19 protein-coding genes are annotated in these 20,480 nt (G+C 59.0%); 7 read left to right on the top strand and 12 right to left on the bottom strand.

Annotation, left to right across the window (positions count from 1 at the left end):
- Window positions 1–52: 52 nt before the first annotated feature.
- From ACFE0K_RS00625 to yrfG, 8 genes are all read right to left on the bottom strand, one after another.
- On the bottom strand, window positions 53–1,264 hold the full coding sequence (locus tag ACFE0K_RS00625; protein ID WP_434534211.1) for a lytic murein transglycosylase: 1,212 nt from the start codon (window positions 1,262–1,264) through the stop codon (window positions 53–55).
- 96 nt (window positions 1,265–1,360) lie between these two features.
- The gene (locus ACFE0K_RS00620; RefSeq protein ID WP_434534210.1) at window positions 1,361–1,765 is read right to left on the bottom strand and encodes a 3D domain-containing protein; all 405 of its coding nucleotides are present in this window, start codon (window positions 1,763–1,765) and stop codon (window positions 1,361–1,363) included.
- Between the two features lie 65 nt (window positions 1,766–1,830).
- Complete coding sequence (locus tag ACFE0K_RS00615) at window positions 1,831–2,739, bottom strand: YihY/virulence factor BrkB family protein (RefSeq protein ID WP_434534209.1); 909 nt, start codon at window positions 2,737–2,739, stop codon at window positions 1,831–1,833.
- A gap of 131 nt (window positions 2,740–2,870) precedes the next feature.
- Complete coding sequence (locus tag ACFE0K_RS00610) at window positions 2,871–4,163, bottom strand: NAD(P)/FAD-dependent oxidoreductase (protein WP_434534208.1); 1,293 nt, start codon at window positions 4,161–4,163, stop codon at window positions 2,871–2,873.
- 264 nt (window positions 4,164–4,427) lie between these two features.
- Window positions 4,428–5,972: a phosphoenolpyruvate carboxykinase gene (locus ACFE0K_RS00605; protein WP_434534207.1), complete on the bottom strand. Its 1,545-nt coding sequence runs from the start codon at window positions 5,970–5,972 to the stop codon at window positions 4,428–4,430.
- Between the two features lie 387 nt (window positions 5,973–6,359).
- A complete protein-coding gene (gene hslO / locus ACFE0K_RS00600) occupies window positions 6,360–7,217 on the bottom strand; it encodes an Hsp33 family molecular chaperone HslO (RefSeq protein WP_434534206.1) in 858 nt (285 codons plus the stop codon).
- A 59-nt stretch (window positions 7,218–7,276) separates the two neighbouring features.
- Window positions 7,277–7,666 carry an RNA-binding S4 domain-containing protein gene (locus ACFE0K_RS00595; protein WP_434534205.1) on the bottom strand — a complete coding sequence of 130 codons (390 nt, stop codon included), beginning with the start codon at window positions 7,664–7,666 and terminating at the stop codon, window positions 7,277–7,279.
- Window positions 7,667–7,676: 10 nt separating this feature from the next.
- Entirely contained in the window at window positions 7,677–8,330 is a 654-nt protein-coding gene (gene yrfG / locus ACFE0K_RS00590) for a GMP/IMP nucleotidase (RefSeq protein WP_434534204.1), read from the bottom strand.
- Window positions 8,331–8,395: 65 nt separating this feature from the next.
- On the opposite strand from yrfG, the gene nudE reads away from it, so the two are divergent.
- The 3 genes from nudE to ACFE0K_RS00575 all read left to right on the top strand — a co-directional run bounded on the left by nudE (window position 8,396) and on the right by ACFE0K_RS00575 (window position 10,927).
- The gene (gene nudE, locus ACFE0K_RS00585; RefSeq protein ID WP_290525812.1) at window positions 8,396–8,944 is read left to right on the top strand and encodes an ADP compounds hydrolase NudE; all 549 of its coding nucleotides are present in this window, start codon (window positions 8,396–8,398) and stop codon (window positions 8,942–8,944) included.
- 172 nt (window positions 8,945–9,116) lie between these two features.
- Entirely contained in the window at window positions 9,117–9,932 is an 816-nt protein-coding gene (gene cysQ / locus ACFE0K_RS00580) for a 3'(2'),5'-bisphosphate nucleotidase CysQ (RefSeq protein WP_434534203.1), read from the top strand.
- Between the two features lie 110 nt (window positions 9,933–10,042).
- Window positions 10,043–10,927: an alpha/beta hydrolase gene (locus tag ACFE0K_RS00575; RefSeq protein WP_434534202.1), complete on the top strand. Its 885-nt coding sequence runs from the start codon at window positions 10,043–10,045 to the stop codon at window positions 10,925–10,927.
- 159 nt (window positions 10,928–11,086) lie between these two features.
- Here the strand turns inward: ACFE0K_RS00575 and ACFE0K_RS00570 are convergent, their stop codons facing one another.
- Window positions 11,087–11,329, bottom strand: a complete 243-nt coding sequence (locus ACFE0K_RS00570) for a hypothetical protein (protein ID WP_434534201.1) — start codon at window positions 11,327–11,329, stop codon at window positions 11,087–11,089.
- 437 nt (window positions 11,330–11,766) lie between these two features.
- Here ACFE0K_RS00570 and ACFE0K_RS00565 point away from each other — a divergent pair, with 437 nt between their 5' ends.
- Complete coding sequence (locus ACFE0K_RS00565; protein WP_434534200.1) at window positions 11,767–13,275, top strand: flavin-containing monooxygenase; 1,509 nt, start codon at window positions 11,767–11,769, stop codon at window positions 13,273–13,275.
- Window positions 13,276–13,430: 155 nt separating this feature from the next.
- Here ACFE0K_RS00565 and ACFE0K_RS00560 read toward each other — a convergent pair whose 3' ends face one another.
- The 3 genes from ACFE0K_RS00560 to ACFE0K_RS00550 form a co-directional block, all read right to left on the bottom strand.
- Complete coding sequence (locus ACFE0K_RS00560; RefSeq protein ID WP_434534199.1) at window positions 13,431–14,639, bottom strand: hypothetical protein; 1,209 nt, start codon at window positions 14,637–14,639, stop codon at window positions 13,431–13,433.
- A gap of 220 nt (window positions 14,640–14,859) precedes the next feature.
- Window positions 14,860–15,825 (bottom strand): NAD(P)H-dependent flavin oxidoreductase, encoded by a 966-nt coding sequence (locus tag ACFE0K_RS00555; protein ID WP_434534198.1) that lies wholly within the window; start codon window positions 15,823–15,825, stop codon window positions 14,860–14,862.
- Between the two features lie 114 nt (window positions 15,826–15,939).
- Complete coding sequence (locus ACFE0K_RS00550; RefSeq protein ID WP_434534197.1) at window positions 15,940–16,431, bottom strand: DUF4282 domain-containing protein; 492 nt, start codon at window positions 16,429–16,431, stop codon at window positions 15,940–15,942.
- A 495-nt stretch (window positions 16,432–16,926) separates the two neighbouring features.
- On the opposite strand from ACFE0K_RS00550, the gene ACFE0K_RS00545 reads away from it, so the two are divergent.
- The 3 genes from ACFE0K_RS00545 to ACFE0K_RS00535 are packed head-to-tail and all read left to right on the top strand — an operon-like array spanning window position 16,927 to window position 20,261.
- The gene (locus ACFE0K_RS00545) at window positions 16,927–17,856 is read left to right on the top strand and encodes a metal-dependent hydrolase (RefSeq protein WP_434534196.1); all 930 of its coding nucleotides are present in this window, start codon (window positions 16,927–16,929) and stop codon (window positions 17,854–17,856) included.
- A gap of 38 nt (window positions 17,857–17,894) precedes the next feature.
- The gene (locus ACFE0K_RS00540; RefSeq protein ID WP_272962610.1) at window positions 17,895–18,734 is read left to right on the top strand and encodes an SDR family NAD(P)-dependent oxidoreductase; all 840 of its coding nucleotides are present in this window, start codon (window positions 17,895–17,897) and stop codon (window positions 18,732–18,734) included.
- A 15-nt stretch (window positions 18,735–18,749) separates the two neighbouring features.
- Entirely contained in the window at window positions 18,750–20,261 is a 1,512-nt protein-coding gene (locus ACFE0K_RS00535) for a flavin-containing monooxygenase (protein WP_434534195.1), read from the top strand.
- Window positions 20,262–20,480 lie beyond the last annotated feature (219 nt).

Raw genomic sequence — 20,480 nt, 5'->3', positions numbered from 1 at the left:
ATGTTCAGACAGGGTTGAGCATGCCATGCCCGGCGTGAAGGGTTAATGGCTGTCAGCCCGGTGCTTGGTCGGCCGGCTGCAAAATGCCGATACGAGTAAGCACTTCCTCCCCCGGGAAACCATCGGCTACCAGATCGTTGGCCTGCTGATAGCGGGCGATGGCCTTGCGGGTGCCCGGGCCCATCAGGCCATCTTCCTCGCCAGCGTCAAAGCCCTTTTCATTGAGGATCTGCTGCAGACGGGTGACCTGTTCGCGGTTGAGGCGTGGTGCCTGTGGCGGCGTTTTGGACAGGGGGCCGGCGCCGGCAATGCGGTCTGCCAAGCGGCCCACGGTAATGGCGTAGGACTCGGAGCGGTTCCAGCCCATGATCACCCGGAAATTGTGATAGGCCAGAAAGGCCGGGCCCTGATGGCCGGACGGCACGATCACGGCTGCCTCCATGTCCGCGGAGGGCAGGGGTTGGCCATTGGGCAATGTCAGCCCCAGTTCGGCCCAGTCGGCGAGAGCGCGTTTGTTGCCAAAACCAGTAAGCTGGTAGTCGAAATTCTTGGGCAGGCTGATTTCCCGGCCCCAACGTGCTTCCCGTTCCCAGCCTAGTGCCTGCAGGAAATGCGCGCCGGACGCCAGGGCGTCTTCGCTGCTGCCCCACAGGTCGCGGCGACCGTCGCCGTTGTGATCCTGGGCGTGTTTGAGAAACACGGCTGGCATGAACTGGGTCTGCCCCATGGCCCCGGCCCAGGAGCCTTTCATCTGTGACGCCTTCACATCACCGGCCTGCAGAATGCGCAGGGCATTGAACAGTTCACCCTGAAAATAATCACCGCGCCGGCCTTCGCAGGTCAGCGTGGCCAGGGCGTCGAGGGTAGGGATGTTGCCCAGGTAACCACCATAGTTGGTTTCCAGTCCCCAGAAGGCCACCAGGTAATGGCCGGGGATACCGTATTCCCGGGTCAGGGTGTCGAGCAATTGACGATGGCTGCGGTATTTTTCGCGACCCTTTTCAATCCGTTGCTCGCTGACCCGACGGTTGAAGTAATCGGCGAAACTACTGGTGAACTCCGGCTGGCTACGGTCCAGTTCCACCACTTTTTCATTCAGTTTCACATCATCCAGATGCTGGCTGATCACCTGGGCAGGCAAGCCGGCTTCCAGTCCCGCCTGGCGCAGTTTGCTGATACACATGGCAAAACTTTCCTGATCCAGAGCCAGGGCGGGGTGGCTGAAACACAGGAACAGGGCAATCAATAAAAAGCGGGTGGCCATGGGGACTCCGAAACCGTGGCGGGGGCATCAATGTCAGGCAGTTTACGACGGCCCCGCCAGGGTTTCATCGGGAGAATTGCAAAATTGCCGGATCGTTCAGGGTGTTTCCTGCGGCGCTCCCCAGTGAATGGTGACGGTTTGTTTGCCCCACTCTCGAGCCTCGGCCCGGTCCGCCATCAAGATGTCGATTTTGTCGGTCCAGCGCTTGTTCATCTTGTCGAGCACCACATAGGTGCCCATGCCTTCTACTTCCACTTCCGTGCGATGGGTGAGTCCTTTGGGAATGAGATCGCGGGACACGGCGATGGCTTTCATGCCGGGCTCCAGTTGATCGCCCCAGGCGGCGAGGCCCACATTGCCTTTCTTGGTTTCCGCTTCGGACAGGGTGTACGCCGTGGCGGTGACTTCCTGGCTGATGGTGTTGTCACTGTCGCTACAGGCGGACAGGAACAGGGCCAGCAGAGAGAGACTGATTACGGAAAACGGTGCTTTTAATGTCATGGGATCCCCTTCGTAGAATGACACCTTACCGTGTCAATCCGGTCGTGAAGGGGACATGAACGTTGCTAGGCCGGCGTTTCGTGAAATTCCCGACGGACTCGCACGGCGGTGGAGCGGGCACGGATAACGCGCCCCCTGGCTTCACTGTGGGCGCGGCTGAAAGCGGCCCCGAGCAGCAGGATCATGGAAGAGTAGTACACCCACATCAGCAGAATCACCAGCGAGCCGGCAGCACCATAGGTGGAAGCGGTGGCCGTATGCGACAGGTAAAAGCCGATCAGGGCGCGGCCAATGGCAAACAGGATGGCGGTGATCAGGGCGGCGGGGGCCACGTCCTTCCAGCTCAGTACCACGTCGGGAAGCAGGCGGAAGATCATGCCGAACAGCAGGGCGATGACAATGATGGAGACCAGCACTTCCAGTGCCAGGGCCACACTGGCATGGAAGGGGATCCAGTTTTCCGCGTAGACCAGCAGGGTCTGTACGGCCACATTCAGCAGCAGGGAGACCAATAGCACAAAGCCCAGCGATACCACCACGGTCAGCGACAACAGGCGACTTTTGATGAGTGCGATCACCGTATTGCGTGAGGGGCGTGGTACCACTTCCCAGATGGCATTCATGGAGCGCTGCATTTGGGCGAATACAGTGGTCGCACCGATGATCATCACCGTCAGGCTGAGTATGCCGGCGAGAATCCCTTGACTGGGGGCGCGGGTATTCATGATGGCATTGCGGATTTCTTCGGTGGCGGCGGGCCCCACCGTGGCTTCCAGCTGGCCGAGAATTTCCGCCATGGCGGCTTCGCTGCTCATCACCAGCGAGATCACCTTTACGGCGAGGATGATGACAGGGGCAATGGAGAAAAGCGTAAAGAACGCCAACGACCCGGCATAACTGGCGGCATTACCTTCCAGCCACAGGCGTATTGTGTTTTTGAGAATGCCGAACCAATAGAGAAAGGTATCTTTCATCGTTGCCACCGTCGTCCATGGGGTAGCAGGGAGTGTATCGGTTGCGGTGGTCGCTAACTACCGGTTGTCTCTACATGGTAGCTGTAGGAGCGCCTCGAGAGGCGCTCCTACAGGGGCTACGTAGTGTTGTCTTAATGCAGCTTCAATCTCGGCCGCACCAGCTTGTTGAAGCGGCCGGCGATCAGCAGCATGATCGTGCGGGGCCAACCGTACAGGGCGGCCTGATGCATGCGGTACAGGCTGATGTACATCATCCGCGCCAGCCAGCCTTCCACGAAGAAGTTGCCGCCTTTCAGGTTGCCCATCAGCATGCCCACCGAGCTGTAGTTGGACAGTGAGACCAGCGAGCCGTGGTCCTTGTACTGGAACGGCCGTGGTTCACGTTTCATGATCAGCTGCTGCAGGCTGCGGGCGGTGTGCTGGGCCATCTGCTGGGCAGACTGGGCCCGTGGCGGGATGGGCCGCTCTTCGCCTTCCGGGATCAGGAAGGCCGCATCGCCGATGATGAAGATGTTCTTGTGGCCCTTGGCCTGCAGGGTCGGTTCCACTTCCACCTGATTGATGCGATTGGTGGTCAGGCCGTCGATCTGGCCCAGCCAGTCCGGGCACTTCACTCCGGCGGCCCACACCAGCAGATCGGCCTTGATGGGATCGCCTTCCTTGGGTACCAGAGCCTCGGGGGTGGCTTCGGCGACCATGACACCGGTGCGCACTTTCACACCCAAATCTTCCAGCCGCTTGGTGGCGGTGGCGGAAACCCGCTCGCTCAGTACCGGCAGAATACGCGGTGCGGCTTCAATCACGTCCACCTGCAGGTGGTTGCGGTCCAGCTTGTCGTGGCCGTAGAAATTGAGCATGGACACGGCATGATGGAGTTCCGCCGCCAGCTCCACGCCGGTGGCGCCGCCGCCGACAATGGCCACGGACACCGGCTTGCCTTCGTAGTTGGCGTGCAGACAGGCATTCAGAAAGCGCTCGCGAAAGCGTTCCGCCTGGGCGCGGCTGTCCATGAACAGGCAGTTTTCGCGGACGCCGGGGGTGCCGAAGTCGTTGCTCTGGCTGCCGGTGGCCAGCACCAGGTAATCGTAGTGAAGTTGCCGCTCCGGCAGCACTTCCGAGCCGTGGTTGTCATGGAGCGGAGCAAGAGTCAGGGTCTGCGCCGCCACGTTCACCTGGGTCATGGTGCCCGGTTCGAAGCGGTAATGGTTTAGCTGGGCGTGGGCGCGATAGTCCACCGCATCCAGATCGGCGTCGATGGCACCGGTGGCCACTTCGTGAAAGCGCGGTTTCCACACATGGATGCTGGAGGAATCCACCAGGGTTACGTCCGCGTGGCCGTATTTGCCAAGCTTGCGACCCAGGCGGGTGACCAGTGGCAGACCGCCGGCACCACCGCCGACGACAACAATTCTGGGTTTGCTCATTGGGGCTCCTGTTGGGCTAACCCGCATGGGGTGCCAGTCAATCATATCCACCTTGGCGGTGAACAGGTCCGGGTTAATGAGGCAGAGCCCTTGTGGGGCAGGGAGCGATGACGGTTGCCGCCACTCCGGAGGTGCAGTCTAGCGTGTGCGGTAAACAAGTCCAGACCAGGTGTTTCCTTTTGCCTTCCCGGGTGGGCGGGTCTGCCCGCCGGGCGGCAATGAAAAAGCCCGCCGGTGGCGGGCTTTTTCAGTGATCCTTGCGGATCAGGCCTTGGGGCCGGCGGCGCGGATATCTTCGGATACGTCCGCATATTTCTCGGCAAAGTTCTTTTCGAACTGCTCTGCCAGATCGCGGGCACGGGCTTCGTAGTTTTCCGGGTTGGCCCAGGTGTTCTTGGGCTGCAGCAGCTGGCTGTCCACACCGGGAACGGCTTTCGGTACGTCCAGGTTGATGATATCCAGGTGCTCGGTTTCCGCGTTGTCCAGATCGCCGGAGAGGATCGCGTTCACCACGCCACGGGTAGTGGGGATGCTGAAACGCTCGCCTTCGCCGAAGGGGCCACCGGTCCAGCCGGTGTTCACCAGGAACACGGTGGAGCCGAAGTCTTCCATCCGCTTGATCAGCAGCTCGGCATATTCGCCAGCGCGACGGGGGAAGAAGGGGGCGCCGAAGCAGGTGGAGAAGGTGCTCTTGATGCCACCACCGGAACCCATTTCGGTGGAGCCGACCAGCGCGGTGTAGCCGCTCAGGAAGTGGTAGGCCGCCGCTTCCTTGGACAACTTGGAGACTGGCGGAAGAACGCCGGTCAGATCGCAGGTCAGGAAGATGATGTGCTTGGGCTCGCCGGCACGGTTGGCTTCGACTTTCTTGTCGATGTTTTCCAGCGGGTAGGCGGCGCGGGTGTTCTGGGTCAGGGAGACGTCGTTGTAGTCGGCGCTGCGGCTTTCGTCATTGATGATGACGTTTTCCAGTACCGCGCCGAACTTGATGGCATCCCAGATTACCGGCTCGTTCTTCTGGCTCAGGTCGATGCACTTGGCGTAGCAGCCGCCTTCGATGTTGAACACCACATCCTTGCCCCAGCCGTGCTCGTCGTCACCGATCAGGTAACGGTTCGGGTCGGCGGACAGGGTGGTTTTACCGGTGCCGGACAGGCCGAAGAACAGGGCCACGTCGCCATCTTCGCCCACGTTGGCGGAGCAGTGCATGGGCAGCACGTCTTTTTCCGGCAGCAGGAAGTTCTGCACGGAGAACATGGCTTTCTTCATTTCACCGGCGTAACGCATGCCGGCGATCAGCACTTTGCGCTGGGCAAAGTTGAGAATCACGCAGCCATCGGAATTGGTGCCGTCACGCTCCGGCTCGCACTGGAAGTGCGGGGCGTGCAGGATTTGCCATTCTTCCTTGCTGCGCGGATTGTACTTTTCCGGGCGGATGAACATGGTGTTGGCGAACAGGTTGTGCCACGCGGTCTGCGCGGTCACTTTCACGGCCAGGTAATGGTCCGCATCGGCACCTACGTGCAAGTGGGACACAAAGGCATCAGCGTCGGCAACGGCCACGCTGACACGATCCCACAGGGCATCGAACTTGTCGGCGGGGAAGGCACGGTTGATAGCGCCCCAGTGGATGTGCTCGCTGGTGCTGGGCTCTTCGACGATGTAGCGGTCCATGGGGGAGCGGCCGGTGCGATGACCGGTTTCCACTACCAGGGCGCCGGTGTCGGACAGGCGGCCTTCGTTGCGCTGAACAGCCAGCTCTACCAGCTGGGCCGGGCTGAGGTCGTTATAAACAATCGGGTCGGTCATGGTCATTCCTGGGCTTGTGGCCGTGCCGTTTCAGCGTGTATGGGCGCCGAAACTCTGGTTCGCATTGCGGATAACAGTGCCGGTCTCGTGCCCGTTACTGCCACCGGGCAAGACCAAAGGGGACCGGGGGACAAAACCTCCAGTCAGCACAGGCGCGCGATTATGCCAGAAAAGGAAATCAGTGGCGATTCCCCCTTGGACCGGGCGGTCACGGCGCGACAGTCAGTGAACAGTTAATAGTTAACAGTGAATAGTTGCGCGATCCGGCCCGGGGTTGCCTGAAACGCAAGAGGCCGCGCCCAGGCTATGGGCGCGGCCTCTTGCGTTTCAGGACCCAAAGAACCTGTTCCGCGCCGCTGTTCACTATTAACTATTAACTGTTAACTGTTAACTGTTAATTGAATTAATCATCGCCGCCAGATCCACCGCATCAAAACGTTCCCGGCTGCGGCAGAAGTCGCAGGTCAGGGTGACTTCGCCGTCTTCGTCGAGCAGGGTCTGCAATTCGTTGCTTCCCAGGGAGATCAGGGCATTGCGATTGCGGTCCCGGGAGCAGGTGCAGCCGAACTGCAGGGCCTGGGCGTCGGGAAGCTGTGGTGGGGTGTCGTGGAACAGCCGGTGGAGGATGGTCTGATCGTCCAGGTTGAGTAACTCCTCCATTTTCAGGGTGCCGGCCAGGGCTTCCAGGTGCTCCCACATCTGCGTGTTGGCATCGCTGCTGGTCAGTTGGTTGGGCAGTCGTTGCAGTAGCAGGCCGGCGGCCCGGTTGTTGCCGCTTGCCAGCCACAGGCGGGTGGGGAGTTGTTCGGACTGGTGGAAGTAGGCTTCCAGGCATTGGGCCAGGGAGTCGCCGGCCAGGGGCACGATGCCCTGATACTGGCGGCCCTGCTCCGGGATGATGGTGATGACCATGTTGCCGTCGCCAATCAGGGTCTGGATGTCGCCATGGCTCCAGTCCTGGCCGTCGCTGTGGCGGGCCATGGCGCGCAACTCGCCCTCGTTGGTGCACTCGGCCAGCAGCAGGGATACCGGGCCCTTACCCTGGGCCTGCAATGCCAGGCGGCCCTTGAATTTCAGGGTGCTGGCCAGCAGTGCCACGGCGGCCACCGCCTCGCCGATAAGCCCCTGTACTGCCAGCGGGTAGTTATGCCCTTCAATAATACGGGTGACGCTGCTTTCCACCTGCACCAGTTCGCCGCGGATATCGGAGTCGGGGAACAGAAAGCGTTGTTTGTGATCTTGCATGGTTGTGTCCTGAGGGCTGTTGCTGTCTTGGCGATGCCTTTATGGGGGCGCGATAGCGGTTATTCCAGGTTGTCTCTCTTGAAGCGCTGGATATCCCGGCGCTCCTTCTTGCTGGGCTTGTGGTCCGGTGCGGCGGCAGCGGCCCGGGCCAGCTTGCGTTGTTCGCTGCTCTGTTCCCGGCGGCTACGGCTTTGTTCGGTTTCCTGGTAGAGGGTCTGGGCCACGCTGGCGGGGCCGCGCTTGCTGCTTAGTCCTTCTACTATTACCTCGAAATGTTCCGTGCCCTTGGTGATGGTAATGGTCTGCCCGGGCTGCACATTCTTGCTGGGTTTGGCCTTGCTACCATCAATCTGCACCTTGCCGCCTTCGATGGCGGCCTTGGCCAGGCTGCGGGTCTTGAAGAAACGCGTCGCCCACAGCCAGGAGTCGATACGAACGGTCTCGCTCATGGCATCTTTCTCATGGCAGTACCCGCAGAAAATCGTCGATGGCCGGGAAAGGATCCGTATGGTCCCGCTTTGGCAGGCCGGAATCCGGGTGCAGGATACTGACCGGCTGGCCGATGCCGTAAAGCTGAGCGCTGTGAAGTACTGGCAGGGAGTCATCCACCAGCAGAGCGCGGGCCGGGTCGAAGGGCAGGTGACGTTGCAGGTGCTGCCAGAAGGACTGGGCTTCCTTGGCGTGGCCATAATCGTGGCTGGAGACGATTTCATCGAAATAGCGGTCGATGCCGGTACGCTCCACCTTTAAGTCCAGGGCGTCGCGATGAGCGTTGGTGACCATGATGACCTGCTTGTCGGATTCCTTCAGTGCTTGCAGGAAGGTGTCCGCGCCGGGCCGTATGGCAATGCGGTCGCCGGCTTCCCGCTTCAGGCGGGCGATTTCCAGGCCGAGTTCCGCGGTCCAGAAATCCAGGCAGTACCAGTTCAGGGTGCCCAGGTGGCTGGTTATCCAGTCGTGGATAATGCGGTCGGCCTCGGCCCGGTCCAGCCCCTGCTGGCGGGCGTAGCACTCGGGGACATGTTTCTGCCAGAACCAGTTATCGAACGCCAGGTCGAGCAGGGTGCCGTCCATGTCCAGGAGCACGGTGTCGACGGATTGCCAGTCAATCATGAATTTCCTGCGTATTCGGGTTAGTCTTCGGCCTTAAATGGTTGCCGCGAGATCTGACGCTAATTATGGATGAGAAACCGGAGATTCTCGACACCCGACTGGTTGCAAAAAGCCGCCTGTTCGGAATTGAAGAGCTGCACCTGCGTTTTCGCAACGGGGTGGAGCGCACCTATGAGCGCCTGCGCACCCCGCCCATCGCGGCGGTAATGATGGTGCCGCTGCTGGATGACGACACCGTGGTAATGATCCGCGAGTATGGCGCTGGCACGGAAAGCTACGAGCTGACCTTGCCCAAGGGTGCCTACGAACACGGCGAGGACTGGCGCGATGCGGCGAACCGGGAGTTAAAGGAAGAAGCCGGTTATGGTGCACGCCGTCTGACTTTGATGAAGGACATGACCTTGTCGCCGGGTTATATGGGGCACCGCATCAAGGTGGTGTTGGCTGAAGACCTGTACGAGGAGTCCCTGCCCGGGGATGAACCGGAAGAACTGGAAGTGCTCACCTGGAAATTGTCCGACCTGGATCGCTTGATCGAGCGGGACGACGTGACTGAAGCCCGGGTGATCGCGGCGCTGCTGATGGCCAAGCGGCTGCTGGAACAACGGGGCTGACCCCGGAGCGCCATTACACATCTGCTGTAGGAGCTTGCCTGCAAGCGAAAGAGTGACGAGGTACTAGTAACGAGTTGCGAAAGGCAAAACCGGTTTTCGACACTTGTATCTCGCATGATCGCCAGCAAGCCGGCTCCTACAGGAGCTAATTTTGAACGATAGGAAATCTGAAATGACCGACTTTAATACCCTGCTGGAACCGCTCGCCGAGATTGCCCGTGAGGCAGGTCAGGCCATCCTCACCGTTTATGAGCGTGATGACCTGGGGGTGGAAACCAAGGACGACAAGTCGCCGATTACCGAAGCGGATATGGCCGCGCACAAGATTATCGAAGCGCGGCTGCAGGCGCTGACGCCGGAGATCCCGGTGTTTTCCGAAGAATCCGGTGGCATTGCCTACGCGGACCGCAAGGACTGGCCCCGTTTCTGGCTGGTCGACCCGCTGGATGGCACCAAGGAATTTATCAAGCGCAACGGCGAGTTCACCGTGAACATTGCCCTGGTGGAAGGGGATACCCCGGTGCTGGGCGTGGTGCATGTGCCGGTAACGGCAGTGACCTACCTGGGTGGCCGTGGTGTGGGTGCCTATAAAGAGGAAGGCGGTGAGCGCAAACCAATCCAGTGCCGTGCCCGTACCACGCCGGTGGTGATGGTGGCCAGCCGCAGCCATGGTGGCGAAGCGGTGGAAAAGCTGGAAACCTTTATCCGCGAGGAAGTGGGTGAGGTGGAGCGGGCCTCCATGGGGTCGTCCCTGAAATTGTGTCTGGTGGCCGAAGGCAGCGCAGACATTTATCCGCGTCTGGCGCCCACCAGCGAATGGGATACCGCTGCCGCCCACGCGGTGGTAGCCGCCGCCGGCGGCGTGGTGGTGAACACCGCTTTTGAACCGCTGCAGTACAACAAGGAAGACATTCTCAACCCTCATTTCCTGGTGTTGGGTCAGAGCATTGAAGAGTGGCGCTTTATCGCCCCGGCGATTTCCGGTTAAGGCGTATTCACCACAGAGGGCGCGGAGTTCGCAGAGAAAACAGACCGGTAATGGGTGCTAGCTCAGTGTTCTCCGTGCCCTCTGTGGAAAAAACAACCAAGGAGTCATCCATGAGCACAATGCGTGAACTACGATTTGTCAGCGATGGCCAGTCCTGTCGGGGAGACCTGTATTTGCCCGAGGGCGACGGCCCTTTCCTGACCGTGGTCATGGGCCACGGTTTTGGCCTGACCAAGGCCTGTGGGCTGGAGCCATTTCGGGATGCCTTTTTAAAGGCCGGCTATGCGGTGTTTCTGTTCGACTACCGGCACTTTGGTGAAAGTGAAGGTATGCCCCGGCAGGTGCTGCTGCCCAACCGGGAAGTGGCGGACTGGCAGGCGGCGCTGGCCTGTGTGCGCAAGCAGCAGGAAGTGGATAACCAGCGCATTGTGCTGTGGGGAACCTCCTTTGGCGGTGGTCTGGTCACTGCGGTGGCAGCCCGGGAGCCGGACGTGGCCGGCATCATCGCCCAGTGTCCGATGATGGATGGTCTGGCCTCCGTGCTGGAAGTGGTGCGTTACGCGGGCGTCGGCCAGGCTGTGAAAATGACCGGCCTGGGGCTCTGGGATGTGACCAGCAGCCTGCTGGGTCTGGGGCCGCGCATGCTGCCCTCTGCCGGCAAACCCGGCGAGTTGGCGGCCATGTCCAGTGATGATGCCTATGACGGTTATACCGCGCTGATGCCGGATGGTGTGCCCAATGAAGTGGCGGCGCGTATCGGCCTGGTGCTGCCCTTGTTCCGACCTGTGACGCAGGCGGCCAAGGTGACCTGCCCGGCGCTGGTGCTGATCTGTGAGACCGATACCGTGGCGCCGGCGTCAGCCGCAGAGAAGGCCGCTGCTGCCATGGCGAAAGCGACAGTGAAGCGCTATCCGATTGGTCATTTCGATATCTATCAGGGCGAGGCCAGGGATATCAGTGTGGCGGATCAGCTGGAATTTCTTCAGGGGCTGTAGCGCGGGCAAGTGGCAAGTATCAAGTTGCTGCGCGCCATGGGCTTGTTCCTGGTTTTCAACGCATGAGGCCGCGCTCCGGTCATGGGGCGCGGCCTCATGCGTTACGGTCAACAGCGGCGTTAATCCACGTTGCAGCTTGAGGCTTGTAACTTGCCGATCTCAGAACGGCAGCAAGGCCACCAGATCCAGGGTCAGTTGATCTGCGGCCACCAGCGCGCCAGTGGCGATCATGCTCAGGTTGATGCAGGGCAGTATCAGGCCAACGGCGAACAGGTTGACCATGCCGGGTTGGCGGATGCGGCCGCTCCATAACAGCAGACTGATAATGGTGGCGCAGGAAATTGGTATCCACAGCCAGGAGTGAGAGGCGAACGTATCCCCGAAGGCAGTCAGATCGAACATGCCGGTACCCTTATAATTATAGTGTGTAATCCATCCCCATAAGCGCCTTTCCCCTATGGCGCGCAGGCAGTATGCAGAAGTGGGCAGGGCAGCAATGTGTATGAGGTCACAAATCGGTGATGGCACGATGACATTGGATCTTCCGTACCACTTTATTATGAAAATCAGCGTGCAATAACCGGTCGCCAACCGCATGGGTGCTATGCGGGTAGACAGGCGGTCAGGGAAAGTAGACCCAGTGTTTATGCCGGCTGCGCCACGCTTGCCGTCCCTAGCGGCAATTTTTCCCGTCTCCAGGGCCAATTAACGGCCTGTTTTGGCCTTTTCTCATACCCGCCAGTACGGCTATTCTGTCTGCCAGTTAACGGTGCCATTGAATGATGTCAATGTTTTGCACTGCCGAGACCAGGCGGCCCAAGGGCTGGAGGTAAAAGAAAATGTCTAATAACCACGTTGATGTATTGATTGTCGGTGCCGGCCTTTCCGGTATCGGGGCAGCTTGCCACCTGACCCGCAAGAGCCCGAACCGCAGTTACGCCATTATCGAGCGTCGTGAACGCATTGGCGGTACCTGGGATCTGTTCACGTACCCGGGTATCCGTTCCGATTCCGATATGTTCACCCTGGGCTACAGCTTCCGCCCCTGGACCGACCCCAAGGTGCTGGCGGACGGCCCTTCCATTCGCCAGTACGTGGAAGACACGGCAGAAGAGTATGGCGTCAAGAAGCACATCCGCTTCGGGCGCAAGGTGGTCAAGGCGAACTGGTCCAGTGATGAGAATCAATGGACAGTGGAAACCACCAACGAGAAAACCGGTGAGCAGGAAACCTTTACCGCCAACTTCCTGTTTTCCTGCAGTGGTTATTACAACTACGACGAAGGCTACAAACCGGATTTTCCCGGTGAAGACGACTTCAAAGGTCAGGTCATCCACCCGCAGCACTGGCCGGAAAACCTGCAGTATAAAGGCAAGAAAGTGGTAGTTATCGGTTCCGGTGCCACCGCCGTGACCCTGGTGCCTGCCATGGCCAAAGAAGGGGCTGAGGTGACCATGCTGCAGCGGTCACCGACCTATATTGCCACGGTGCCGGAGGTGGACCCGATTTCCGTGGGTATGCGCCGTTTCTTGCCGGAGATGCTGGTCTACAAATTGTCTCGTGCCCGTAATATTGGCTTGCAGAGGCTGGTGTACAAGCTGTCCAAGCAGCGTCCCAAGCTGGTGCGGCGCGCCTTGCTTGCAGCCGCCAAGCGTCAGCTCGGTGACGACGTGGACATGACGCATTTCCGCCCCAGCTATAACCCCTGGGATCAGCGCCTGTGTGCGGTGCCCAATGGCGACCTGTTCAAAACCATTCGCCGTGGAGAAGCCGATATCGTTACCGACCATATCGAGCGTTTCACTGAGAACGGTATTCTGCTCAAGTCCGGTCAGGAGCTGGAGGCAGACATTATTATTACCGCCACGGGCCTGAATGTTCAGATGCTTGGCGGGGTGGAAGGCACCATTGATGGCAAGGCCGTAGAGCCTCGTGAGTCGTTGGTCTACAAAGGCATGATGCTGCGTGATGTGCCAAACATGGCGCTGGTGTTTGGTTACACCAATTCTTCCTGGACCCTGAAAGCAGACCTGGTCTGCGAGTATGTCTGTCGCTTGCTTAATCATATGGAAAAAACCGGTGCCCAGACGGTGATTCCCCGCGACAAAGACGATTGTATTACCGATGAGAACTTCCTTGGCCTGCAGTCAGGTTATGTCATGCGTGCGGATGATCGTCTGCCGCGCCAGGGTTCCAAGCAGCCATGGATGGTGGTGCAGAACTATCTGGTAGACCTGCCGAAGCTGCGTTATGGCGCCATTGATGATGGCGTGCTGGAATTCAGCAATTACCAGCCGGTGAAGAAGAAAGGGTTGGTGGCGTCGGTGCTTGGTTCCGTGACAGGCTGAAGCGCAAGCCGCAAGCCGCAAGCCGCAAGCTAGAACGCGGTACGGGTTTGTTCTGGTTATGAAGTGTAAGAGGCCGTGCCCGATCCCTGGGCGCGGCCTCTTGCGTTTTGGCACGCTACTGTTTCTGACGCGTTGCAGCTTGTCGCTTGTCGCTCTTAAAGTGGCCAATGCAGCTGCACGTTCCCCCCGCCAAACGCAAAGCGGTGTAGTCGCACGGACGGTACGATGCTCAGTATCGCGCCGTTCTGTTTTGACACCGTGATGTGCCAGGGCACACTCAGTTTGCCCACGAAGTCATCGTCATCCCGGTCTCGCCATTGCTGGCTGTTCACGGTCTGCTCTACTCGCGGGCGGCTGAGGTAGACGGTGGGAGCCAGCCTCTGGGTATCGCTCAGTGGCAGGGATATACCACCGAACAACATCGGTTCCTGCCGTCTGACTTCGCCGTTGCCATTGAGCTCACGGCCAAACCAGCCGTCCTCGTCCAGCCAGAAATAGCGGGTGCCGAGAAGGGGTTGCCAGCGATGGGACTGGTAGCGCACGGCCAGGGTGAGTGAGGCCATGTCACGGCGAAATGCCTGTTGGGCCATGCGTTCATCCAGCTGGTGCTGGCGGCGGGTCCGTTCCCCGTGAAGATCCGCCTGCCACTGCCAGTCACCGTGCTGTGCGCGGTGACGCAGGGCAATCCGTGTCTGCTGGCTGGTTACCCGGTCACCCCGGGCACGGTCGTTCAGTGTGGCATCCGGGGTGTGGTTGACCGACAGGGTGGTGCTGACCCCGGCGCTATGCTGTTGGTGCCACTGAGCGAAAAGCGTGCGGGGTTCGTCAACCAGTTCGCTCTCGGTGTCGGTCTTGTCGTTGAAGTAGGCATTGGGTAGCACCAGGCTCAGTTGCAACCAGCTTCCTTCGCCGTGCAACCGTCGGGCGCCGAAATAGACATCGGTGAGGGACTTGTCACTGAACACATCCCCCTGCAGGGAAAGCTGCCAGCGTTGCGCCACTGTCTGGCGAAAGCCCACCAGTTGACGGTCGTAGCTGCCGTCAAAGTCCTCGGCGCGCTGAATATCCAGAGTAAAGGCCTGATCCGGGTTGTCGAAGGCGAAACTCTGATGGTAGCGAAAGTCCATGTAAAGGCGGTCGCTGGTGAGGCTGCCGGCGGTGCCACGAATGCCTTCTTCGAGAGGGGAAGGGTGGTCGATCAGGTGGCGATAGCTGAAGGCATGCAGAAAGTATTCGTTGTTGTAGTCACGAGCACGCCCATTCACCACGGCGTCCGCTCGCCAGGGGTGGGGGCTATGCCAGTTTTGCGCTTCGCCGTCTGGGATCATCAGGGCGGCGAGCAAGCAGAAACCGAACCGTCGCATGGAGTCTCTCCTCGTTCACGGGAGATGACTTCATGGTAACGCGGTTGGTGGGGAGAAGCAGTGGGCAGCTACAAGTTCCAAGCAGCAAGCTACAACGCGGTTTGGGTTTGTTCTGGGAAAACAGCAAGAGGCCGCGTTCAAGTTCTGATCGCGGCCCCATGCGTTTCAGTGCAATACCAATTTCTGGCGCGTTGTAGCTTGGGGCTTGCAGCTTGCCGCTTTATTTCCAGGGCAGTTGATCCATCCGCTGGCGGGCGCTGCTGTATTCCTGCTTGAGTCGCTCGATCAGTTCGCTGGCCGGGCCGACTTTTTTGATGGCGCCGATGCCCTGGCCGCTGCCCCAGATATCTTTCCAGGCTTTCGAGCTGCCATCGCCGAAATCCATCTTCGACGGGTCGCTTTCCGGCAGGTCGTTCGGGTCCAGCCCGGCGGCTTCGATGGAGCTGCGCAGGTAGTTGCCATGGACCCCGGTGAACAGGTTGGAATAGATAATGTCGCTGGCGCTGCTGTCGACGATGGACTGCTTGTAGCGTTCGTCCGCGTTGGCTTCGTCAGTGGCAATAAAGGCCGAGCCGATATAGGCCAGGTCTGCGCCCATGGCCTGGGCGGCGAGAATGGCGTCACCCTTGGCGATGGAGCCGGAAAGCAGCACAGGGCCGTCAAACCATTCGCGGATTTCCTGCACCAGCGCAAATGGTGACTGGGTTCCAGCGTGCCCGCCTGCTCCGGCGGCCACGGCGATCAGGCCGTCGGCGCCTTTCTCGATGGCCTTCTTGGCGAAGAAGTTGTTGATGATGTCGTGGAATACCAGGCCGCCGTAGCTGTGAATCGCCTCGTTCACGTCCACGCGGGCGCCCAGAGAAGTGATCACGATGGGCACCTTGTACTTCACGCACAGTTCCAGATCGTGCTGTAGCCGGTTGTTGGACTTGTGCACGATCTGGTTGACTGCAAACGGCGCTGCCGGCTGGTCCGGGTTGGCTTGGTTCCAGGCATCCAGCTCTTCGGTTATCCGCTTCAGCCACACCTCAAGCTCTTCCGCCGGGCGGGCGTTCAGTGCCGGGAAGGAACCGACGATGCCAGCTTTGCACTGGGCAATGACCAGATCCGGGTTGGAGACAATAAACATGGGGGAAGCGACGGCTGGCAGGCGCAGCCGGTCTTGCAGGGACGCGGGTAACGACATGGTGACTCCTTGCGAAAACGGGTGTGGACGCCCTGGCAGGCGTCCGCAGGAGAGGAATTACACCTTAAAAAGCCGGCAATTGCGATGGCTGAAAGCGTCGCGTGTCAGGTGGGCTTATTTGTCGCCACCGTTTTCCTTGCCTTCCCCCTTGCGCAGGGAATCCAGCAGACGGCCGGGCAGGCCGGCGGAGCGTAACAGGGGGCGCAGCTGGACCACGGTGCCGTGAATGTCCTCTACCTGGGTGCAGAGTTCCTGGACCCGGCCTTCCACCTTGGCCACCTGATCAGGCAGGGCATTCATGCTCTCCACGATATTCATGGTGCGGTGGGCCATGACCAGATACTCCAGGGCGGCCCGGACAATGGCGACCATCACCAGCAGAATCAGCGGCGACAGGGTGGCGGTGGCCAGCCCCAGCCATAGCGAACTGGAAAAGCTGGCGGCCACAATAAAGCCCACCAGCAATACCGCGCCGATAATCATCAGCAGATAGAGCAATGGCAGCAACTGCATGGACAGGTAGCGATTGAACTGCCAGTCCACCATTTGCAGGACTTTTGATTGATTCAGCTTTTCCTTGTTGAGCATGGGCACCCCGATAGTCATTGATTTGTTTCATTGTTGCCGGGTGTCCGGGCTTTTCCTACCCATAGATTGTAATGCTCTGTTATAAGGTAAAGCGTCCCCCGCTGGGTGATAGAGGGCGGACTCTAAGCAAATCGTGTCCTATTGTGAGGTCTAAATCCGAACGCGGTGCTCGGTTTTGGCGATGAATGGGGAATGGCGTGTCTGGGCTGTGGAAAAGAGGCTTGTCGCGAAACAGGCAGACATGTTTTGGAATGCCTCCCCGGGATCATATTTTTTCCATATAATACAGCACCTTATTGTTTTTTCTGCCGATGTAATGGGCTCCGCTGTGATACCTGAAGATCGGCATGAATAAATGGGAAGGCAGGGGTGGCTGAGCAAAGTTGAACCGAATTGAATCCGAACAAGCATTCGCTTTATTGTGTCACTCGTCAATGTAACAGTAGTGCGCGCCCAACTAACCTCCATGGCGCGCAACATTATCGGCTTTGCCCTCATCGGACAGGTGACCTAATGACGACTGCAACGATTCATCAATACGTGTCGAAAACTGCTCAGAAACGGCCTGAGATGCCGATTCGCCACATGGATTTTCAGTTCGATGCCAAGCAACTGGACGATACCTTCTTCAGAAACACGGAGCTGGCGTCGGCGTATTTCGAAGCCCTGTCTATCTTTCTGACCTTTGGCGAAGATCTGGTGATCGATACCGCTCGTTACCACCGTCAGTTTGTGAAGGATCCCGAGCTCAAGCGTCTGGTAACTGCCCTGATCGGTCAGGAAGCCATCCACTCCAAGATGCACAACGAGTTCAACGATGTGCTGGCCCAGCACCGTTATCCGGTAGGCCTGTATCGCTATCTTGCCGACAAGGTGTTTGACCACGGCTTCAAGAAACTGTCCAACCGCATGCAGCTGTCATTGATGGCAGGCATTGAGCATTTCACCGCGGTGCTGGCGGAATACATGATGAAGAACGAAGACATCTTCTATGAATCCCTGGACGAGAAGCAGCGGGCCCTGTGGATGTGGCACATGCTGGAAGAGTCGGAGCATAAGGATGTTGCCTACGACGTGTTCCAGGAATTGTCCGGTGACTATGCCCTGCGTATGCGTGGTTTTGGCTTGGCGGCATTCACCATCGTTTTCCTTGTTCCGGTTGCGGCGTCGCTGATTCCGGTGATGCGCAAACCGCGTAACTTGCTGAGCCCCCGTTACTGGAAAGATGTGAAGCGTAGCCTGGCGGTACTGGCCGGACCTGAAGAGGGTGTCTTCGGTAGCACCATCAAACATATTCTGGATTACACCCGCCGGGACTTTCACCCCAGCGATCACGATACCAGCGCCTATCTGGAGTACTACAAGGAAAAGCTGCTGCACCCGAAAACCGGGTTGTTGACGCCGTATCTGACCAAGGAATTCGTGCCGGGCAAGCGTGCCTGAACGAACACTGAATACTCAACCTGAAAAGGTAGAAAGTAATGCTGAATATTCTCAAGTTTCGTTCCAGCAAGCCGAGCTATAACGGCTACGCTGTTGTCACCGGTGCCGGCAGTGGTATTGGTCGCAGTTTTGCCCTGGAGCTGGCCAGACGAAACAGTGCGGTTGTCTGCGCGGATCTGAAGTTGGAAAGTGCCGAGGAAACCGTGGCGCTGATCGAGAAGGCCGGCGGTAAGGCGTTTGCGGTGGCCTGTGATGTGGGCAAGGCGGCCCAGGTGAAGAAGCTGTCCGAGCAGTCTGAAAAACTGCTGGGCCATCCGGTCACCATGGTCATCAACAATGCCGGTGTGGGTATTGGTGGCAAGTTCGAAGAACTGAGCCTGGAAGACTGGAAATGGGCCATGGACGTGAATCTGTGGGGCGTGGTGCATGGTTGCCACTACTTTGTACCCGGGTTCAAGAAGCAGGGCCGTGGCGCCATTATTAACGTGGCCTCTGCCGCGTCCTATACCGCCGCGCCGGAAATGAGTGCCTATAACGTGACCAAGGCCGGGGTGCGGGCGTTGTCCGAAACTCTGTACGCGGAACTCAAGCGCGACAATATCAACGTCAACGTGCTGTGTCCGACGCTGGTGCCCACCAACATCATCAAGGATGGCCGTATTCCGGCGCGTTATTCCAAGCTGGCCGATCATGCGCTGATGAACTACGCCATGACCACCAGTGATTCCGTGGCCAAGCTGACCCTGAATCGTCTCGACAAGGGTGAGCTGTACACCACGCCCCAGGTGGACGCCAAGTTGTTCTGGATGATGAAGCGGGCCACTCCCAATTTGTACGCGAACCTGCTTGGGTTCTCTTACCGGTTTGTTAAGAATTGATCGAGGAATTTCATCATGGCAGCAGCAAAGAAACGCAAAACCCCTGAGGCCAGGATTTACGACACCTTTATCGTCGGCGCCGGCATTTCCGGTCTATGCGCTGCGATCAAGATGAAAAAAGAGGGCTATCACGATTTTAAGATCATCGAGAAAGCCACCCGCGTCGGCGGTACCTGGCGGGAAAATACCTACCCGGGGTGCGGCTGTGATGTGCCTTCTTCCCTGTACTCGTTTTCCTTTGCCCTGAGCAGCAAGTGGAGCCATCTGTTCGCTCGTCAGCCGGAAATTCTCAGCTACCTGGAAGAGGTTAGTGAAGATTTCGGCATCAATGAGCTGATCGACTTCGGTACCGAACTGGAGCATGCCGAGTGGGACGAAAGTCGCCACCTGTGGGTGCTGGATACCAATAAAGGCCAGACCCTGGCGCGCACGGTTGTCTTTGCCACCGGGCCGATCACCGAAGCCCAGATTCCGTCGTTGCCGGGTCTGGATAGCTTCAAGGGTGAGATGTTCCACTCCGCCAAGTGGAACCATGACTATGATCTGACCGGCAAGCGGGTGGCGGTGATCGGTACCGGCGCCTCGGCGATCCAGTTTGTGCCGCAGATCCAGCCCAAGGTCAAAGAGCTGCACGTATTCCAGCGTACCGCCCCCTGGGTGCTGCCCAAGCCGGACATGGATCTGGGTGACACCAGCAAGCAGCTGATCAACAAGCTGCCGATCATCCAGAAAAGCTGGCGCAAGGCGGTGGCCACTTCCCTGAATGTGATCAACTTCGGGCTGCGTAACCCGGCAGCCCTGAAGCCGGTGAGCACGGCGGCCAAGCAGTTGCTGCGCGTGCAGGTGAAAGACAAGACCCTGCGCAAGGCGGTGACCCCGGACTTTACCCTGGGCTGCAAGCGCATCCTGTTTGCCAACAATTATTACCCGGCTCTGCAGGCAGATAACGCCAACCTGATTCCCCATGGCCTGGTGGAAGTGGAAGGCAATACCGTGATCGCCGCCAACGGTGAGCGCCACGAGGTGGACGTGATCATTTGGGGGACCGGCTTCGAGGTATCCCACCCACCCATTGGCCGCAAGGTTATCGACGCCAACGGGGATCGCCTTTCCGACCTGTGGAAAGATACCTCGCCGGAAGCCTATCTGGGCGCCACCATGAAAGACGTGCCGAACGCCTTCCTGGTATTGGGCCCTAACGTGCTGGTGTATGATTCCTTTATCGGCCTGGCCGAAGCCCAACTGGACTACATCATTGATGGTCTGAAGAAGGTGAAGCAGAAGGGGATTACCCGCTTTGCCATCAAGCCCCCGGTGTTGAAGGCCCACAATGACAAAGTCCAGAAGCACCTGAAAACCACGGTGTTCAACAGCGGTGGCTGCAAGAGCTACTACCTGGATCAGAACGGCCGAAACTTCGCCGCCTGGCCCTGGTCGTTGAAGGAGCTGAAGAGGCGCCTGAGCGATTTCAAGGTAGGAGACTACGACGTGGTCTACCAGAGCGCGGAGAAAAAGAAGGCCGCCTGACGGTTGCGAGCTACGAGCTACGAGCTACGAGCTACGCTCGTTGGATAGTGAAAGGGTGGAAAGTTCCCGAGGCTTGGCATCTCTACGAAGCCGCTGTAGGAGCCCCTCTCGAGGGGCGAACCGCGCTTGCGCGGAAATCGACCGCAGGGCGATCAGGAATCTCAGAGCTCGACAGGTCTTCCCAAAATGGGACAGCTACCTGACCCGCTTCGCCCCTCG

Source organism: Alcanivorax sp. (assembly GCF_051117345.1).
In the GTDB taxonomy this organism is placed as follows: domain Bacteria; phylum Pseudomonadota; class Gammaproteobacteria; order Pseudomonadales; family Alcanivoracaceae; genus Alcanivorax.
This window is presented reverse-complemented; position numbering and strand designations above follow the sequence as displayed.

What these genes read in the sequence shown, in the direction of transcription:
- ACFE0K_RS00565 (WP_434534200.1), top strand. Translation starts at nt 11,767, where the DNA reads ATGTCTAATAACCACGTTGATGTATTGATTGTCGGTGCCGGCCTTTCC.
- ACFE0K_RS00535 (WP_434534195.1), top strand. Translation starts at nt 18,750, where the DNA reads ATGGCAGCAGCAAAGAAACGCAAAACCCCTGAGGCCAGGATTTACGAC.
- ACFE0K_RS00570 (WP_434534201.1), bottom strand. Translation starts at nt 11,329, where the DNA reads ATGTTCGATCTGACTGCCTTCGGGGATACGTTCGCCTCTCACTCCTGG.
- ACFE0K_RS00615 (WP_434534209.1), bottom strand. Translation starts at nt 2,739, where the DNA reads ATGAAAGATACCTTTCTCTATTGGTTCGGCATTCTCAAAAACACAATA.
- ACFE0K_RS00625 (WP_434534211.1), bottom strand. Translation starts at nt 1,264, where the DNA reads ATGGCCACCCGCTTTTTATTGATTGCCCTGTTCCTGTGTTTCAGCCAC.
- ACFE0K_RS00575 (WP_434534202.1), top strand. Translation starts at nt 10,043, where the DNA reads ATGAGCACAATGCGTGAACTACGATTTGTCAGCGATGGCCAGTCCTGT.
- ACFE0K_RS00595 (WP_434534205.1), bottom strand. Translation starts at nt 7,666, where the DNA reads ATGAGCGAGACCGTTCGTATCGACTCCTGGCTGTGGGCGACGCGTTTC.
- ACFE0K_RS00605 (WP_434534207.1), bottom strand. Translation starts at nt 5,972, where the DNA reads ATGACCGACCCGATTGTTTATAACGACCTCAGCCCGGCCCAGCTGGTA.
- hslO (WP_434534206.1), bottom strand. Translation starts at nt 7,217, where the DNA reads ATGCAAGATCACAAACAACGCTTTCTGTTCCCCGACTCCGATATCCGC.
- yrfG (WP_434534204.1), bottom strand. Translation starts at nt 8,330, where the DNA reads ATGATTGACTGGCAATCCGTCGACACCGTGCTCCTGGACATGGACGGC.
- ACFE0K_RS00550 (WP_434534197.1), bottom strand. Translation starts at nt 16,431, where the DNA reads ATGACTATCGGGGTGCCCATGCTCAACAAGGAAAAGCTGAATCAATCA.
- ACFE0K_RS00620 (WP_434534210.1), bottom strand. Translation starts at nt 1,765, where the DNA reads ATGACATTAAAAGCACCGTTTTCCGTAATCAGTCTCTCTCTGCTGGCC.
- ACFE0K_RS00560 (WP_434534199.1), bottom strand. Translation starts at nt 14,639, where the DNA reads ATGCGACGGTTCGGTTTCTGCTTGCTCGCCGCCCTGATGATCCCAGAC.
- ACFE0K_RS00610 (WP_434534208.1), bottom strand. Translation starts at nt 4,163, where the DNA reads ATGAGCAAACCCAGAATTGTTGTCGTCGGCGGTGGTGCCGGCGGTCTG.
- nudE (WP_290525812.1), top strand. Translation starts at nt 8,396, where the DNA reads ATGGATGAGAAACCGGAGATTCTCGACACCCGACTGGTTGCAAAAAGC.
- ACFE0K_RS00540 (WP_272962610.1), top strand. Translation starts at nt 17,895, where the DNA reads ATGCTGAATATTCTCAAGTTTCGTTCCAGCAAGCCGAGCTATAACGGC.
- ACFE0K_RS00555 (WP_434534198.1), bottom strand. Translation starts at nt 15,825, where the DNA reads ATGTCGTTACCCGCGTCCCTGCAAGACCGGCTGCGCCTGCCAGCCGTC.
- cysQ (WP_434534203.1), top strand. Translation starts at nt 9,117, where the DNA reads ATGACCGACTTTAATACCCTGCTGGAACCGCTCGCCGAGATTGCCCGT.
- ACFE0K_RS00545 (WP_434534196.1), top strand. Translation starts at nt 16,927, where the DNA reads ATGACGACTGCAACGATTCATCAATACGTGTCGAAAACTGCTCAGAAA.